The sequence below is a fragment of the Croceivirga sp. JEA036 genome (assembly GCF_011882165.1).
Classification (GTDB): Bacteria; Bacteroidota; Bacteroidia; order Flavobacteriales; family Flavobacteriaceae; genus Croceivirga.
In genome coordinates this window covers 560,624-578,193 of the sequence record NZ_JAATON010000003.1, presented here as the reverse complement: position 1 = coordinate 578,193, position 17,570 = coordinate 560,624, and the positions used below count along the sequence as shown (strand labels likewise).

Here is a 17,570-nt window from a genome sequence, read left to right as displayed (position 1 = left end):
GTACTACATTTGGTAAATCCAATGTTCTGGATTTAATTTTGTTGCATTCTGATATAAGTAAAACTTAAGTTTGGTGTCTCCATTTAGCGCATTGGTATACACCTCTCCCAAGGTTTGTTTACTTGTTACTTTTTGTCCTTTTTTTACGTAGACATTAGCCAGATTAAAATACATGCTTATATAATCTCCATGTCTTATATAAACACCTTTCTGGCCCGTACGCAAGGTCATGATTTCTATGACTTCTCCCTCAAAAATGGCACGTGCTTTCTCCCCTTTGTCTGTAGTAATCGTTACTCCATTATTTTGGTGTTTTATTCCTGGATAAAGCTTATCTGCGTATACGCCAAAACCTTGACTTTTAACGCCTTTTTCTACCGGCCATATTAATTTACCTTTGTTAGAAGAAAAGTTGTTTGCAAGTAATTTAGCTTCCGGAGTCAAATCAAATTTAGCTACATTTTTGCTTCCCTTCTTTTTGTTAGAAGACACTATAGCATTTTTGATTAACCGTTCTATTTCCCTATCTATTCTACGAGTCTCCCTTTGCTTATCCTCAATAACCTTGGCATACTTACTTTCATTAGAGCGTATACTTTTTAGTAATTCCTTTTGTGAGGTAACTTCTTTAGATAATTGGTCTTTAACTTGCTTGTTTTCTGCAATCAATTGGTCTTTAACCTTACGCTGTTGCACCAAATCTTGATTAAGGGTCGTCAACTCATTAGTACGGGTTACAATAGCTTCTCCTTGCTCTTTACGGTATTTGGTATACTGCTTTATATATTGCATGCGCTTATACGCTTGAAAAAAGTTTTCTGAAGACAGTAAAAACATTATTCTATTCTCATCTGTTTTGTTTTGATATGATTTTTGGATAAGAACAGCGTACTCCTCTTTTAATTGCTTTAAGTCTTCTCTTAGTTTACTAATCTTACGAACATTTGCATTTATTTGTCTGTTCAATAAATTAGCCTGTTGATTGGTAACTTTAATAAGCTCTTGGCGTTTATTTATTTTTTGGTCTAAAGCGTCCATTTGCTCCAGAACATTACCCTTTTGCTTCTTTTCTTTAAAAAGCAATCGGTTCATTTCTTTGATTTCTTTTTGTAACCGTGCTCGCTTTGCTTCTAGTGCTTTTTGTTCACTCGTTTGAGCAAAAAGGGTTGTAGCACAACTGAGTAGAAGTACAACAAAAAGAATAATATGTGCTACTTTATTCCTCATTAATTAAAGCGAAATCTCTTTAAAACCAATTGGTATTTTATAAGGGAAATTAACTGATTTTCCCAACTCTACATTCTTATATTCCAAATTTATAGTGGTCTTTTCTTGACCCTCTAATACTAAAATATCTACAGTACTAGGTAAAACCTTTGACGCTACATCTTGATAGGTATAACGCATATCCAATTTTCTATTTTTAATAGATTGCTTTACCTCTTGCTTGGCAATTTTAAATGTGTTTGGTTTTAAATAGAAGAATATTTCATACAACGCCTTTTGTTGTTTTGGTGTTAACTTGTACGTATTCTCTACCAGTTGCACTTGGTACTTATCTTGTTTTAAATTTAAAATAGCATCCCCAACCAATAGATTTTGCACTTTGTTAAAATCCATTTCTGTGCCCAAAAGTTTACTTAAGTACTCAAAATCGCCATCAAAGTATTCATTTTCTAATTTGTTGTAAAATGAAACTCTATCTGGAGTAATTAGTGCTTTGAACATACCAAAAGGTGCACTAAGTAAAATAGCTTCATCTTTTTTCATCCGTAAACTTACACTTACCCCTTGACTTTCATCTCCCTTACTATAATCTATTTTCACCTTAGCTGTTAGGGTGGTAAAATTTAATTGATTTTGATAATGTTGTTGAATGACCTTTTTTGCGGTAAGATTAGCATCTACCTCCCCTGTTGCTACCGCTCTTTTGGCCCCACAAGAACCCAATAATAGCAGCAAAATTATAGCTACGTTATATCCTGTAATTTGCTTTATCAGCTTCATTAAAAACCTGGTTTTATTTTACTAAGGTACAGATTTGCTTTAGCTGTATTGTGTAATGCGGTATACGCATCTGCTAAAGTTTGATAAATTTTATTGGCTAGCGCGATATCATCAAACAAATAATCCAAGCCAGTTTCTAAAATTTCTATAGCCTTATAATTATTCCCTTTATTTTGAAGTGCCCATCCATAAGCATAATAAAAGAAAGGTTGCAAAGGATATGTTTCTACTGCATTTTCTGCTTGTAGCAATACCAAACCAGAATTTTTTAATTTTATCTGTTGTGCCAAATTTAATTTTAAAGTAGCTACTGGGTCACTATTTCTAACCACACTAGCACTGACTTTAGTTTGTGCAATATTAGCTACGCGTTTTTTAAGAACTACTTCTATTTTGGCAGTTAAATCTGATTTAAAATTGTTTTCTGGCAACGTTGCGAGCACCTCTTTAGCTTTTATATACGCGCCATTTTTGTAGTATATCTGCGCCAAATTCTGCTGTAAACGCTTATTCTCTTCTGGGTAAGTTCCAGAAAGGGCATCTAACGTGCTAGATTGAGCATTAACAATGCTTACTAGCGTATCTAAATACCAATAATTTTCTGGATCAGCATTCAAAGCATCTAAGGCCGCCTCTTGCGCTTTTAACCATTGTTTATCTAAGGCATAAGTCTTAGCCAATTCATGTTTTAAAACTGGTGAATTATTAATTGCATAAGCTTCTAAAAACAGATTAATAGCACGGTCATAGTTTTGTATACTTTTTTGCCGAAGCGCGTCAAAAAAAACATCTTGAAATCTATCTGTATATTCTTCTAGAAATACCTCCGCACTCTCTTGTACTTCTGGAAGGATCTTAGAATCTTCGTCTTGGGCCATAAGCGGGGTACGGGTTAGCACCCCCAATACACTTATACCCAAAACGAATTTTCTAAATATCATATAAAATCCAATCGGTATTATTCTAATACAGAATAGTCCCCAATACTTATTGTTTCAAAATTGCCATTGTAAGTAACATGGTTACCTACCATTGCATTATCCAAATTAGCATTTTTAATTACGCTATTGGTTTGGATTAAACTATTTTTAACGGTGCTGTTTTCTATTGTGGTGTTTGCTCCTATAGATACAAAAGGACCCACAGTAGCATCTTTTAGAACCACATTTTCTCCAATGAAACAAGGCGGAATTATATTGGCATTCTCTTCTGTAACCGAATCTGCCACTAATTTTTCACCATCTTTTTCTAAAAATCCAAGCATGCGCTGATTGGTTTCTATTGTAACATTCTTGTTACCGCAATCCATCCACTCATCTACCTTGCCCGTTACAAAAACTTTACCGTCTGCCATCATGCGTTTAATACCATCATTTATTTGGTATTCTCCGCCATTGATAATATCATTATCTAAAACGTACTGCAATTCTTTTTTTAGTATTGCGACATCTTTAAAATAGTAAATACCAATTACCGCTTGGTCACTAACAAAACTTTCTGGCTTTTCTACTAATTCTACTATATGGTTATGCTCGTTTAAATTTACTACTCCGTAAGCGGAAGGATTAGGAACCTTCTTTGTCCAAATAACACTATCTGCATTTTTATCTAAATCAAAATCTGCCCGAATCAAAGTGTCTGCGTAAGCAATAACTGCAGGACCTGATAAGGAAGGTTCTGCACACATTATGGCATGGCCTGTACCTTTTGGGTCTAACTGTCTATAAATTGATGCTTTTGCGCCCAATTCTTGAGCAAGATTTTCTAAACTGCTTACCACCTCATCACCAAAAAAAGCAGGGTCTCCTAAAATAAAAGCTATTTCTTCTATTGGTTCGCCTAATACTTTTGCAATATCACTTACCAAACGGTGAACAATGGGTTTTCCTGCAACAGGAATTAGCGGTTTTGGAACGGTCAACGTATGTGGGCGAAGTCTAGAACCACGACCCGCCATAGGTACAATGATTTTCATGTTTATTAAAATTGTTGCTCCCTTTTAGGGATGATTAGTATTATTAATTATTGCTTTTTAACAACAGCTACTTTACGCCAGTACTACCAAATCCTCCTGCACCACGCTCTGTTTCTGAAAGTTCTTCTACCAAGACCCAATCTGCGCGTTCATGTTTAGCGATAACTAGTTGCGCTATACGTTCTCCATTTTCAATGGTAAATTCTTCATTGGACAGATTGACTAAAATCACCCCTATCTCGCCACGATAATCTGCATCAACAGTTCCTGGTGCGTTGAGCACGGTAATCCCTTTTTTGGCCGCTAAACCACTTCTAGGACGTACTTGGGCTTCATAACCAACAGGTAGTTCAATAAACAAACCTGTTTTAACAATGGTTCGTTCTAAGGGTTTTAAAATGATTGATTCCTCTATGTTAGCCCTTAAATCCATACCTGCAGACGCCAAAGTTTCGTAATGCGGTAAAGCATGAGCCGATTTATTTATAATTTTAATTTCCACGTTTTAAGAATATTGCTTTTAACTTATCGCCTTCCATTTTATATATCAGGCCCAAAAATAGGCAAAGCATTAGGGATCCGACAATTAAGTTACGGTTAAAAATATAGAATGATGAAAAGGAGAAGAGAATTGACAATCCCCCATAAAATAAAATTTTACGCATATTATATGGAACTGGATACAATTTTTTGCCCAGATAATAACTTAAACACATCATTGCGGTATATGCACATAAGGTTGCTATTGCAGAGGCCATATACCCTATTTTGGGTATAAAAATAATATTGATGGCCAAGGTAATTATTGCGCCTATTACTGAAATAAACGCACCGTAGCGTGTTTTATCTGTAACCTTATACCAAACGGACAGATTGTGATAAATTCCTAAGAAGAAATTAGCAAGGACTATAAACGGTACAATTTTTAATGCTTCCCAATAAGTTTCATTGGGGATTAAAATCAATTTAATTACATCGGCAAAGACAACTACTACTAGTAAAATGATACTTCCAAATATGACAAAATAATCTGTAATTTGAGCATAGCCTTTTTGCGGATTTTTAGAATCTGCATGACTAAAAAAGAAGGGCTCTATACCCAATCTAAAGGCTGTTGAAAATAGTGTCATAAATACCGCTAATTTGTAACATCCTGAGTATTTACCTATTTCTGATTTAGATATTTCTGCTGGCAACAGCCACTCTAATAAATACCGGTCAAAAACTTCATTAATGGTATACGCCATACCAGCGATTAAAACAGGTATAGCATAACGCATCATCCGTTTCCAAAGCACTACATCAAAGGTGTATTTGGTATCCAAATAAACACCACCAACCCATAAAAATGCTATTCCACTAGAGATAGCATTAGCTAAGAATACATAACCCACTTGAAAATCTGGTATATACAAGGTTTTCCAAAGTGCATTGCCTTCTTCTTGCATTTCTGGTAATAAGGACAAGAAAAATAGGTTTAACAACAGATTAAGTGCTACGCTAGAAACTTTTATTATTGCGTACCGCATAGGTTTCTCTTTAGCGCGTAACCACGCAAAGGGAATTATAGTTAATGCATCAAAAGTTAGAATTGCCACCACAATTAAAAATACCGAAGCATCTAGCGATAAAAATTTTGCTATACCCTCATGGAATAGGTAAGACATAAATAAAAAACCTAAAGTTGTGGCACCTATACTGATTAAACTAGTAGACACCACATTAACCTTTCCTTCTTCTTTATTGAAAAAACGAAAAAAAGCCGTCTCCATTCCATACGCTAATACCACATTGCAAATGGCAATAAAAGTAAAGACCAAAGAGGTTTCACCATAGGTGCTGGTGTTCATAACCCCAGTATGAAAAGGCACTAGAATAAATGAGAGTATCCGTGGTAAAACCGTGGCCAAACCATAAATAAATGTTTGTTTAAACAGTTTGTTGAGGATGCTCAATTGGGTAGATGTTTAACAGAAACCCCGAAGGAGTACTTCGGGGAAATTTATAAGATAAAGGTACACAATTTTACGGCTATTGATACAGCTTCTTTTTTTGCTCTTTAATACCTTCTAGCTTTACATACTTAAGTTTTCCATTTTCCAAATAGCTCAGTACACATTCGTTTTCCTCCAATTCAAAAGGCAACTTTTCTTTTGGCAACGGCGGCGTATTCCCCACTTCTTTTTTAGGATCAGCATGCATTATTATGTCTGGCTTTGGGGCAGAAATAGTTACGAAATTGGCCACAACCGAAGCAACGCCATTCACTTTTTGCCACTTTAAATCTGCAGATTTCTCTCGAAAATATGCCTTTTTAAAATCCACCTTACTTTTGTCCGATACTTCTACTGGTATAACTAGTTTTATACCAGAACCACTTTCTGCTCTACCGCCAACCCAAGATTGACATGTGACCGTACCCGTTGTAAAAGGCGGGTTTGTTACAAGGTCTTGTTGCGATTTACACCCTGTTAATGAAAACAATAGAATTGTTGCTATGTAGGTAAGTGATTTCATATCTAAAATTTACTAATGATAAAGATAGAAAACCAAATTTAGTGCCAAACAAAAAAAGCCCCTGAAATATTTCAGGGGCTTTAGTAGAACAAAACGTTCTTATTAGTTGTTTAAAGCTTCTGCTCCACCAACGATTTCTAGAATTTCGTTAGTAATAGCTGCTTGTCTAGCCTTGTTGTACGTTAAGGTTAACTGGTCCCTTAACTCACCAGCATTATCTGTAGCCTTGTGCATAGCTGTCATACGTGCACCATGCTCACTAGCAAAAGAATCTCTAATTCCTTTGTACAATTGTGTTTTTAAGGACTTAGGGATTAACTGCTCAATAATCTCTGGCTTAGAAGGCTCAAAAACGTAATCTGAAGCAACTACATCACCTTCTGATGCAACCGGTACAATAGGCAAAAATTGCTCTGTGGTAACCACCTGTGTTGCAGCATTCTTGAACTTATTATAGATGATAAGTATTTTATCGTACTCACCGGCCACAAAACGTTGCATTAAATCTTCAGCAATTATTGCTACATTTTCAAAAGTTAAGTCATCATAAACCGAACTATGGTTAGCAATTACCGTGTCTGCTTTAGCAAGGGCATCATTGGCTTTTTTACCTATGGCAACAAAGTCTACTTGCTTACCTTGATATTGTTGCTTTAAAGCTGCGGTTTGTTTTATGATATTGGCATTAAACGCACCACAAAGACCTCTGTTAGAAGTAATGGCTACAACCAAAACCTTATTAACCTCTCTGTTTTCTGCATAAGCACTGCCAGCATCACCTTCTAAACTAGCACTTAAACTTTGCAACAACTCCGTTAATTTATCTGCATAAGGACGCATAGCGGTAATGGCGTCTTGCGCTTTTTTAAGCTTAGCAGCAGATACCATTTTCATGGCACTGGTAATCTGCATGGTAGACTTTACCGATGAAATCCTATTACGTATTTCTTTAAGATTTGCCATCCTTTAGATTAAAATTTAAGCTTTATATTTTGCAGAAAGTTCTTTACTAACAGCTGTTAAAGTTTCTATAACCTCATCTGTAAGTTTACCTGCTTTTAAGGTATCTAAAACACCTCTGTGTTTAGCATTTAAGAACTCTAAGTAATCTCTTTCGAACTCTTTTACTTTATCTACCGGCACATCTCTTAGCAAGTTCTTAGAACCAGCAAAAATAATAGCCACCTGGTCTTCTACCGTAAATGGGTCGTTCTGCGCTTGCTTTAAGATTTCTACGTTACGCTTACCTTTTTCAATTACGTTTAAGGTAGCTGCATCCAAGTCAGAACCAAACTTAGCAAATGCTTCTAGTTCACGGAATTGTGCCTGGTCTAATTTAAGCGTACCAGATACTTTCTTCATTGATTTAATCTGGGCAGAACCACCTACACGAGATACAGAGATACCTACGTTAATTGCAGGACGTACACCTTGGTTAAATAAATCTTGTTCTAAGAATATCTGACCATCTGTAATAGAAATTACGTTGGTTGGGATATAGGCAGAAACGTCACCTGCTTGTGTTTCAATAATTGGCAATGCAGTTAAAGAACCACCACCTTTTACGATTGGCTTTAACGATTCTGGTAAATCGTTCATGTTCTTTGCAATTTCATCATCCGCAATAACCTTAGCCGCACGCTCTAATAATCTTGAGTGCAAGTAGAAAACGTCACCAGGGTAAGCCTCACGTCCTGGTGGTCTTCTTAATAACAAAGACACCTCACGGTAAGCAACGGCTTGCTTAGACAAATCATCATAAACAATCAATGCTGGTCTACCTGTATCACGGAAGTACTCACCTATTGCAGCACCGGCAAATGGAGCATATACTTGCATTGGCGCAGGATCAGATGCGTTTGCAGCTACAATTGTAGTATACGCTAAAGCACCTTTTTCTTCTAATGTTTTTGCAATAGCAGCAACGGTAGAAGCTTTTTGACCTACAGCAACGTAGATACAGTATACAGGCTCACCTGCATCATAAAATTCTTTTTGGTTTAGAATGGTATCTATACAAACGGTTGTTTTACCTGTTTGACGGTCACCGATAACCAACTCACGCTGACCACGACCAATAGGAATCATGGCATCAATAGATTTGATACCTGTTTGCATTGGCTCATTTACTGGTTGACGGAAGATTACCCCAGGCGCTTTACGCTCTAGTGGCATCTCATAAGTGTCTCCAGAAATTGGACCTTTACCATCTATAGGATTACCCAAAGTATCTACAACACGACCAACGATACCTTCACCAACTTTGATGGAAGCAATACGTTGTGTACGCTTAACAGTAGCACCTTCAACGATTTCTTTTGAAGGACCTAAAAGCACCACACCTACGTTATCTTCTTCTAAGTTTAATACGATACCTTGCATACCGCCATCAAACTCTACCAACTCACCATATTGTGCGTTAGATAGACCGTAAACACGTGCAATACCATCACCTACTTGAAGTACAGTACCCACTTCATCTAAAGAAGCAGATGCTTCAAATCCTGATAATTGCTCTTTTAAGATTGCTGATACCTCAGCTGCTTTTACTGCTGCCATTGTTATAGACTATTTGTAAATTCCCTTTTTAAACTTTTTAATTTGCTTGCTACACTTGCATCGTATTGCAAGTCGCCCACACGTAGTACAAAACCACCAACCAAGGCTTCGTCAACCTTGTTTTCCAAGGTTACTTTTTTGCCGGTTAAACTAGCTACTTGCGCTAATATTTTATCTTCCAATGCTTTTGTTAAAGGCACGGCAGATGTTACATATGCCACATCTTCCCCTTTACGTTGCTCGTATTGGGCTATATATTTTAAAGCAACCTCGTTCAACAAATCCAAACGTTTGTTGGCCATTAAGGTGTCTAATAAACCCATGGTTATTTGACCACCATCTTTAAAGATAGCTTTTAAACTAGCTTTTTTGATTTCTGACTTTACGACAGGGCTAGAAAGAACTTGTTTAAGTTCATTGCTTTCTGCAATAGTAGCAATGATATCTTTCATGTCTTTCTCTACCTTATCAGCGGCTTTTTGCTCCATGGCAAAATCTAGCACCGCCTTGGCGTAACGTGTAGCTGCTCTTGAATCGCTCATAGGATTCTTTTCTTACTATTAATTTAATTTGATATCACCCAACATGTTTTCTACAAGCTGTAATTGCTTGTCTTTGCTGGACAATTCTTCTTTGATAACTTTTTCTGCGATATCTACGGAAAGGGTAGCCACTTGTGATTTAATTTCTGCCATAGCCGCTTTCTTTTCGCTTTCAATTGCAGCTTGTGCTTGAGCAATCATCTTATCACCTTCTACTTGAGCTTGCTCTTTTGCGTCAGAAATCATTTTCTCTTTGATTTCTCTCGCTTCCTTCAACATAGATTCGCGTTCTGCTCTTGCCTCTTGCAACAATCTATCGTTATCTGCCTGCAAATTTTGCATTTCTTTACGTGCGTTTTCGGCAGCGTCTAATGCATCTTGGATTCCTTTTTCCCTTTCATTCAAAGATTGCATTATTGGTTTCCATGCAAATTTTGCTAGCAAGAAAATCAACACCAATAAAATGATGGCTTGCATTACAAATAAGCCCGGTGAAAAATCGTTTAACAAATCCATTTTAAAATACTTTTATCAATTATTATTTAATCGCAAATGTTTTAAAAACACCTCCTGCAACCAACCGTTGCAGGACAAGTGTTCTTTGTAATTAGTTTCCTAGGATCAACGCACCAAAGGCCAAACCTTCTAAAAGTGCACCGATGATGATCATCGCAGTTTGGATTTTACCAGCTGCTTCTGGTTGACGAGCGATACCTTCCATCGCTTTACCACCAATCTGACCCAAACCGATACCACCTCCGATAACGATTAATCCAGCTCCAATTAAGTTGTACATAATAATTGACTTTATAAATAATTAAACAATAATAATTCTAAACAAAATTCTCTCTAACATCTTCCACATCAGAAACCTCATGGCCATGTGCATCGTGCTCATGGTCATGGTCATGCTCCGCAACAGCCATTCCAATAAACAAGGCAGAAAGCATTGTAAAGATAAACGCCTGTAAAAACGCCACCAACAATTCTATTACCGTGATGAACAAGGTTAACACAAAAGAGATTCCCGTAGAGCCTACAGCTCCAAAAGAAGATTTAAGTAATATCATTAACGCAATTAAGCTCATTACCACAAAGTGGCCCGCAGTAATATTGGCAAACAAACGAATCATCAAAGAGAATGGTTTTGTAAACATTCCCAAGATTTCAATTGGCATTAAAATAATTTTCATGGGTACCGGTATGCCTGGCATCCAGAAAATATGTTTCCAATAATCCTTATTAGCACTAAATTGAACAATCAAAAATGTAAATAAGGCTAGACAAAACGTTACAGCAATGTTACCCGTAACATTAAAACCAAGTGGCGTCATCCCCAATAGATTCAACACCCAAATGAAGAAAAATACCGTTAACAAGAAAGGCATAAAGCGTTGATACTTTTTCTCGCCAATGTTAGGCCTTGCGATCTCATCCCTTACATACAACACCAATGGCTCTAAAATGCGACCAAAACCGGTTGGCACACTTTTGTTTTTGTATTGCTTAGCCAAAGAAGCAAAAGCCCAAACCAATAATAAACCAGCTAACAACATACCAAAAACACCTTTAGTGATGGAAAAATCTAACACTTTATGCGCATTGGTAGGGTGGTGCGCTTCATCAAAAGCAACTTCTGTTGCCCCTTTATCTAACTCGTATATTTTTTCGTGAATCTTTACAAATCTAGACCCTCCTTTTTCTACAATCACGTTTCCTGCATCATCATGATGAAAAGCAGAAGACATGAACGTTTGCAATCCATTACTAGACCAAACAATTACAGGCAACGGAAAACCAATGTGCTTACGTTCGCCGTGAGAATCTGTATAAGAAAACAAATGAAAGTCGTGCGCATCTTTAAGGTGATGCTGAATATACTCGTTCACCTCTTCTTTTGTGTTTACTTCACCGCCATCAGTACTAGCGTGTTCCTTATCAGAATAAGCGAATAATTGGACAGAAAATAATAGTGCAAAAAGCAAACTAGTAATACCTAGATTTTTCTTCATCATGATAAATTTCAAAAATGAGGCTCGTCAAAATTTTGCGCAAAAGTAATACATCTTGCTGTAATCCAAACCATTTTCATTGAATATTGTTTGAAGTATCTATTTTCATCAAGATTTTAGCGATGAAATACACCTCTACAAACAATGAAATAAAGAATGGTATTAATAGCGAAAGCAATTCTGACTTAGGCGTTTCCTCTTCTGCAAAGAGTGGTTCTTTGAATAATAAAACAAACAAACCCATTTTTATAAATAGTGAAGCCAGATAGGCAATACCAAGAGAATTGACTAGACTTTTTACCGTGGATAAAGCTTGGATACCTAGCACCAATAAGGCAGAACATATAAAATGAAAAAAATAGGTTCTTGAAAGAAAGTCTAGAAATGAACCCTCTTCTAAAAAAAACTTGGTGTGGATACCATACGTTACAGCACCTACACCAAGAATTACGAATAAACTTTTTATACTATGTTTCAAAGTAGACTATTTACCCATGGATATTGCTTTTTTAATTACAAGCCCCATGGCCATAAAAACAGCCAACAAAGTTATGATTTCTTCCCAATACGAAGTATTGAATTTACCATCTACCCATTCTCCAAAAAGATTACCTAGGTAAATAGTGGCCCCCATTTGAATGGCGACACCAGAAAAACTGGCTATATTTTTTAATAGCTGCTGTTTTTCGTTAGGACGCTTTTGCGGGTTCATTCTGTCTTTGCCCCTGTGGTTTAGGAGCATTCATGTTAACCTTACCCATAGTACACGTAGCATTAAATGTTGCTCCCGGTTCTACCGCTAGTTTTGCAACATTTACTGTGCCTTCTATTTTAGCATCACTTTTTAAAGATAATAGCTCCGATACATAAAGTTCCCCATTAAAGTTCCCTTCTATATCTGCATTTACACACTCCACTTTACCTTTTATTAGGCCACCTCTACCAATAACTACCTTACCAGAAGTTTTTACATTACCTTCTAGCTTGCCATCTATTCTAAAGTCGGCCTCAGAAGTAATATCTCCTTTAATTACAGTGTTCTTTTCAATTCTGTTGGGTTGACCACCACCAAAGCCCTCATTTGGGCGTGGCTTTTTATTGTCTGAAAACATTTTACTCACGGTTTTGGGGTTAAAATTTGAGATTTATAAGCTTCTAAATTCTTATGAACTAGTATGGTTTGGTAGTTCTTTGATAAAATTACGAAATTCTTATCCGTAATTCTGTAATCCTTATTGTTTTTTATAAGTTCTGCAAAACCTAAAGCAAAATCTTTGCTTTTAAAGCCGTGCACTACCACAAATTGGTCTTCCAGGTTATAAATGTCTTTGGATATTTTATTCTTATACTTTAGTTCTTCTATCGCTTTTACTAAACGCTCTTTTAAGGCCAATGCTGCAGTATTATTCGCATTTTTAAACGGAAAAACCACTTTCCAGTTACCAGAACCTTTGGAGCCTGTCTCTGGACTAAATTCTTTGCTTTCTAATTTAGGAAGTTGCTCTGCAACTATACGCTCCGCTTTTTTACCTTCTGGATTATTAGGATAGGTCAAGGCTACATAATTTAGCGCCTCTTTAAATGCCTCATAGCCCTGTAAACGCCCAATGGCATTCGCTTTCAACAACTCAAATTTAGGAACTATGGGGTCCCCTGTAAATCTATTAATTAATTCTTGAGATGCGGTGATAACCTCTAAAAACTGTTGCTCTTCGTACTTTTTAAAAAGCACAGCATATTTGGCATCTGGACTATCTGCGTTGGCATCTAAAACCGCTTGAGGATTTAAAAGAATTTCTGCGTATCTACTACCTGCATGGTTCTTGATAATATCTTGTTTCATGGTTGTTGCTAAAGCACTACCTTCTTCCTCATAAATCTTATATAAATTGTATTTAGAAGGCAAAATCAATCGTTCTTCTGGATTTTCTTGAAGCACACGTTCTAATTTACCTGCAGCTAATAAATTCTCTTTAAACTTTTCTTTGTAAATAAGTCCTAATTGGTAGTTTGCAAAATTACGCTCCGCTACCAAGCTGTCTATGATTTTAGTATCCGTTGGTACTTGATTTAGATAGTATTCCAAAGAGAACTTTTCATTAGCTGGCAGTAATTTTTGGTCATCTGCTGCAACCGGTTCCCCAGTAGCTTCTGATATAGCCACTTTACTTTTATTACTCCAACGCCAATCGTCTTCCAAGGTCCTATCACCCCATTGGGTTCTAAAAGCTGTTGCTCCTTTACCCAAGCTCACTACATTATAAAAATAGAATTTACCTTGATTTGCCTTACCACCGCTTGTTTGTGCAAATTGTGCAAAACCGGCATTGGCGCGCTTTTCTTTTTCTTTTTCTAAGGCTTCTTCCTTAGCCTTTAATTCGGCAATATAATCTTCAAAATAGGCCTTCCGTTCTGTCTCTGGCATATCATATATAGTGATAACACTATCTGCATGCTGCACTTTATCTTCATAAGCAATGACATCTTCTAGGTTATCAAACTTCTTTTTAATTGCTCGGTACTTTTTGGTGTTTTCTTTAAGGTTTTGCAAAACACTATCATAGTATGCCCCAGCATTTTTATAGGCATTCTGGTCAAAATTATAAGCCGCTAAGGTTTCATAATTTAAAGCATTCAATTTTTGATCTTGCTGTGTAGCTTTAATGGATTTGTTGTAGTACGCTATAGCCAAGCTATCATTGCCTTTTTGTAAGTGAAATTCTGCTACCTGACGGTAAATTTTATCTAAAAAGGGTCTGTTTTCTCTATTTTCTTCTAAGTCTATTAGATACTCATGCAAAAACTCCTCATTCTCTGGTTTAAGTTCAAGATTTTGAATCTTTTGTAAATGTGCATTGATCATATACACTCTAGGGCTTTTTCGGTTTAAAGCTATCACCTTGTCAAAAGCATAATTAGCGCTATCCTTATAGCCTAATGTATTATATAATTGCCCTATAATGTATAAATACCTTCCTTTTTCTTCCTTCTTTTTAGTGTAGGCTTGTGCTATCTTTAGTTTCTGAATAGCGGTATCTTTTACCCCAATTTCTAAAAAAGATTGTGCCAAAACCGCATTAGCATCTGCATATTCTTGATCTTTTAGCTGTTCAAATTTTTGAAGTCTTTTTAAATTTTTTATTGCCAACTCTGGATTGCCTAAACGCATATTCGTTTTTTCTCTCCATATTGTGGCTTCATTCAGTTTATCACTTGCTTCGTATTTTTTAAGAATATAGTTGAAGGATTCCAAGGCAGGAATGTACCGTTGGTCAAAATACCTAGCTTTACCCAACAATAAAAAAGCCTCATCTGTTTGGGGATTTCGCTCAACATCCTTTATATCCATACTATGCTTCTGTATGGCCTTTGTTGCCTTTTCTTCTGCACGTATAAAATTGGGATTATTGTCTTCTGAGTCTAACTTAATTTCATCAGTTACCGCAAGACGTTCTACGGGTAAAATGTCCCAAAAATCATCTCGGTAAGACGCATTTAATTCTTCTCTACCTTCTTCAAAGGCGATGTTACCATTGTACAACGTATTGTACTTGGTATTTAAAGCGTGCCAATTTCTATTGATAAAGGCATCTTTTTTAGTAGAACAACCCAAAGAAAACAAAAGGGCGGTTGCAACAATGTATTTTGTGTTAATTTGAAGCTTCAAAGTATTGATCTTTCCTACCTATGCATAACTAAAAAAATAGCTGTTTAGTATAGGATTCATCGATAAAATGCAACTATACCAATTCTTCTCCCGCAAAAAACTGTTCCAATTCTTTTAAAGTAGCTTCTGATGTTATGATGTCTTTCACCAATTCACCTTTATTCAACACCACAATACGCTCGCAAACTTCGGTTACATGGATAAGGTCATGACTAGAAACTAATACTGTTACCCCTGCTTTGGCAGCCAAATCTTTAATTATGCTTTTTAAGCGAATTTGTGTGGTAGGATCCAAATTTGCAAAGGGCTCATCAAGAATTATAACTTCTGGATTCCCTATAAAACTTGCCACAATACCCACTTTTTTCTGGTTTCCTTTAGATAAGTCGCGCAGATACTTTTTCTGACCCAAAATCTCCCCATGAAAAAAATCTTGAAACTGTGCCAATAACGCATTAACATCTGCACGGTTTTGCCCCCTTAACTCGCCAATAAAGTAAAAATACTCCTCTGGAGTTAGGTAACCGATTAAGAAGGTTTCATCTATAAAAGCAGCGGTAAAAGGTTTCCAAGCTTCGCTTTGGTCTACACGCACACCATTATTTTCTATATGTCCTGTGGTGGGTTGTATTAAATCTAGCAACAAACTAAACAGCGTGGTTTTACCCGCTCCATTGTTACCAACCAAACCTATACTTTGGCCTTTTTCTATGGTTAATTCAGGTATATTTAAAACGGTTTGCTCACCGTAGGTCTTGCTTAAATCTTTGGCTTGTATCATTATAGTTATGGATTGATGGTTATTATTTATGATTTTTGTTTGTAGGCCTGTAGGGTTTTATACTTTTCTTTCTTATAGATTTCTTCTATCTTATTAAACACTTTGTTTTTAAAAATGAATCCACAAAGTCCTACTAAAGCGACTAGAACATATCCCCCTATTTCGCTAATTAAAAAATGACCTAAAGCGTAAATAATAATAGGCAATAAAAGTTTAGGTAAACTCAGTAATAAGGTTTTACCGTTAAAAGCTTGTTTATCCCCAAAGGCCTTTTTGTTGCTTGTTAAATCTACTGGCATTTTAATATAAGCGCCACCCCAAAGTACTAGATGACTATTGATACCAAGGTTATATATACCCCCTACCAAACACGCAGCATAAGCTTGCCAACCAAAGTACAAATACGGGGTTGCGAGAATAGTGGAGATCACTGTTGCAATCAATACCAAGTACCATTTGGAATCTAAATACTCCCTGTATTTTATATTCTGACTCATCATTAGGGGATAGTAGCTGCTATCCCAACTGGGTACAAACTGACCAAATGTGAAAAGAAAACCCCCAGTAACAAAAATACCTGCAAAAATCTTCATAAATGAGTTGTCGTATGCATCTATACCTCCTGTAAAAAACAAAAGACCATAAAACAAGAACAAAACGCTCATCAGTACAGCGGTACGTGACCGTTTATTTCGCTTAATCAAGCGAATATCGTTCTTTAAGAAAGTGCCCAGAGCGCCATATCGGTTAAGCCAGTCCATTTCCTCTGTTTTTGCTTCAGCAGTTTTCTTAGCCAATCCAGCATCTAAATACATTCGGTTCAAAAAATGCTTGTGTGCTCCAAAATACAGTCCAATAGTTAACAACCAAGGTACAATTGCTGTCCATGGTACATCAAAGAAAACATCAAATATGGGCTGCGTATAACTGGTAACATCAAACAAACTATAGTATTGGGATACACCCAACAGTACAAATACAGCAATAATACTATAGAAAACTACGTCTTTACTATTTACGAGTACATTTAAAAAGTTGGCCGCATAGATTAGTGCCATTGCAGCCAAATGCCAACCTATTACTCCAATGGGAGTGTAATCTTTTGTTAAAAGAATTATACTAAAAGGTATAAAGAAAAAGGCATGTGTCCAATTAAAGAAAGAACTTGCTGTTTGCCCCAATATAAAGTGTACTATTTTGGACTTTTTTATAGGTTGATACAGTAAGGGTTTTATGTTGGCTACAGGCATTTTTTGTAGCATGTAACGGAACATAAAATCGAATGCCAAATAGTAAACAAGAAACTTATTGACCACTCTAAGTGGGTCTCCCCAACCCTGTTTTTCTATTAAAAAAAAGGCGCCTACCCCAAAACCCAGAAGATATATCGCGACAAAAAAAGCGCCAATACCCATGAATATTTTAATCCATAATTCGGTTTTAAAAGAAGCTTTTCTAAAAAAAGATTTCCATTGAAGGTTTAGTAAACGTTTAAACATGGTTGGTGGTG

The 17,570-nt window shown here is 36.3% G+C and carries 19 protein-coding genes; all 19 read right to left on the bottom strand.

Annotated elements, in window-relative coordinates:
• Nucleotides 1-3: 3 nt before the first annotated feature.
• The 19 genes from HCO57_RS10990 to HCO57_RS10900 all read right to left on the bottom strand — a co-directional run bounded on the left by HCO57_RS10990 (nucleotide 4) and on the right by HCO57_RS10900 (nucleotide 17,559).
• A complete protein-coding gene (locus HCO57_RS10990; RefSeq protein ID WP_167989066.1) occupies nucleotides 4-1,227 on the bottom strand; it encodes a murein hydrolase activator EnvC family protein in 1,224 nt (407 codons plus the stop codon).
• Between the two features lie 3 nt (nucleotides 1,228-1,230).
• A complete protein-coding gene (locus tag HCO57_RS10985) occupies nucleotides 1,231-2,007 on the bottom strand; it encodes a DUF4292 domain-containing protein (RefSeq protein WP_167989065.1) in 777 nt (258 codons plus the stop codon).
• Nucleotides 2,007-2,885, bottom strand: a complete 879-nt coding sequence (locus HCO57_RS10980) for a tetratricopeptide repeat protein (protein WP_167989064.1) — start codon at nucleotides 2,883-2,885, stop codon at nucleotides 2,007-2,009. Before HCO57_RS10980 ends, HCO57_RS10985 begins: the two co-directional genes overlap by 1 nt.
• 80 nt (nucleotides 2,886-2,965) lie before the next feature.
• Nucleotides 2,966-3,982, bottom strand: a complete 1,017-nt coding sequence (locus tag HCO57_RS10975; protein WP_167989063.1) for a sugar nucleotidyltransferase — start codon at nucleotides 3,980-3,982, stop codon at nucleotides 2,966-2,968.
• A gap of 67 nt (nucleotides 3,983-4,049) precedes the next feature.
• On the bottom strand, nucleotides 4,050-4,484 hold the full coding sequence (gene dut / locus HCO57_RS10970; protein WP_167989062.1) for a dUTP diphosphatase: 435 nt from the start codon (nucleotides 4,482-4,484) through the stop codon (nucleotides 4,050-4,052).
• The gene (locus tag HCO57_RS10965; RefSeq protein WP_167989061.1) at nucleotides 4,474-5,937 is read right to left on the bottom strand and encodes an oligosaccharide flippase family protein; all 1,464 of its coding nucleotides are present in this window, start codon (nucleotides 5,935-5,937) and stop codon (nucleotides 4,474-4,476) included. The genes dut and HCO57_RS10965 overlap by 11 nt, the downstream gene beginning before the upstream one ends.
• Nucleotides 5,938-6,013: 76 nt before the next feature.
• Nucleotides 6,014-6,499, bottom strand: coding sequence for a hypothetical protein (locus HCO57_RS10960; RefSeq protein WP_167989060.1), 486 nt, complete (start codon nucleotides 6,497-6,499; stop codon nucleotides 6,014-6,016).
• A 102-nt stretch (nucleotides 6,500-6,601) separates the two neighbouring features.
• Complete coding sequence (atpG, locus tag HCO57_RS10955) at nucleotides 6,602-7,462, bottom strand: ATP synthase F1 subunit gamma (RefSeq protein WP_136950247.1); 861 nt, start codon at nucleotides 7,460-7,462, stop codon at nucleotides 6,602-6,604.
• 15 nt (nucleotides 7,463-7,477) lie between these two features.
• Nucleotides 7,478-9,058 carry a F0F1 ATP synthase subunit alpha gene (atpA, locus tag HCO57_RS10950; RefSeq protein WP_010516224.1) on the bottom strand — a complete coding sequence of 527 codons (1,581 nt, stop codon included), beginning with the start codon at nucleotides 9,056-9,058 and terminating at the stop codon, nucleotides 7,478-7,480.
• A gap of 2 nt (nucleotides 9,059-9,060) precedes the next feature.
• Nucleotides 9,061-9,600, bottom strand: coding sequence for an ATP synthase F1 subunit delta (gene atpH / locus HCO57_RS10945; RefSeq protein ID WP_010516226.1), 540 nt, complete (start codon nucleotides 9,598-9,600; stop codon nucleotides 9,061-9,063).
• 18 nt (nucleotides 9,601-9,618) lie between these two features.
• A complete protein-coding gene (locus tag HCO57_RS10940) occupies nucleotides 9,619-10,116 on the bottom strand; it encodes a F0F1 ATP synthase subunit B (RefSeq protein WP_136950249.1) in 498 nt (165 codons plus the stop codon).
• A gap of 91 nt (nucleotides 10,117-10,207) precedes the next feature.
• Nucleotides 10,208-10,396 (bottom strand): ATP synthase F0 subunit C, encoded by a 189-nt coding sequence (atpE, locus tag HCO57_RS10935; protein ID WP_167989059.1) that lies wholly within the window; start codon nucleotides 10,394-10,396, stop codon nucleotides 10,208-10,210.
• Between the two features lie 37 nt (nucleotides 10,397-10,433).
• Nucleotides 10,434-11,612: a F0F1 ATP synthase subunit A gene (gene atpB, locus HCO57_RS10930; protein WP_167989117.1), complete on the bottom strand. Its 1,179-nt coding sequence runs from the start codon at nucleotides 11,610-11,612 to the stop codon at nucleotides 10,434-10,436.
• Between the two features lie 76 nt (nucleotides 11,613-11,688).
• The gene (locus tag HCO57_RS10925; RefSeq protein ID WP_167989058.1) at nucleotides 11,689-12,090 is read right to left on the bottom strand and encodes a DUF6168 family protein; all 402 of its coding nucleotides are present in this window, start codon (nucleotides 12,088-12,090) and stop codon (nucleotides 11,689-11,691) included.
• Nucleotides 12,091-12,096: 6 nt separating this feature from the next.
• On the bottom strand, nucleotides 12,097-12,324 hold the full coding sequence (locus HCO57_RS10920; RefSeq protein ID WP_167989057.1) for an AtpZ/AtpI family protein: 228 nt from the start codon (nucleotides 12,322-12,324) through the stop codon (nucleotides 12,097-12,099).
• Nucleotides 12,302-12,724: a polymer-forming cytoskeletal protein gene (locus HCO57_RS10915; RefSeq protein WP_136950254.1), complete on the bottom strand. Its 423-nt coding sequence runs from the start codon at nucleotides 12,722-12,724 to the stop codon at nucleotides 12,302-12,304. Before HCO57_RS10915 ends, HCO57_RS10920 begins: the two co-directional genes overlap by 23 nt.
• Nucleotides 12,725-12,729: 5 nt before the next feature.
• Nucleotides 12,730-15,279: a tetratricopeptide repeat protein gene (locus tag HCO57_RS10910; RefSeq protein WP_209066150.1), complete on the bottom strand. Its 2,550-nt coding sequence runs from the start codon at nucleotides 15,277-15,279 to the stop codon at nucleotides 12,730-12,732.
• 73 nt (nucleotides 15,280-15,352) lie between these two features.
• Nucleotides 15,353-16,060 (bottom strand): ABC transporter ATP-binding protein, encoded by a 708-nt coding sequence (locus HCO57_RS10905; RefSeq protein ID WP_136950255.1) that lies wholly within the window; start codon nucleotides 16,058-16,060, stop codon nucleotides 15,353-15,355.
• Nucleotides 16,061-16,086: 26 nt separating this feature from the next.
• Nucleotides 16,087-17,559 carry a DUF5687 family protein gene (locus HCO57_RS10900; protein WP_167989056.1) on the bottom strand — a complete coding sequence of 491 codons (1,473 nt, stop codon included), beginning with the start codon at nucleotides 17,557-17,559 and terminating at the stop codon, nucleotides 16,087-16,089.
• Between the last annotated feature and the right edge of the window lie 11 nt (nucleotides 17,560-17,570).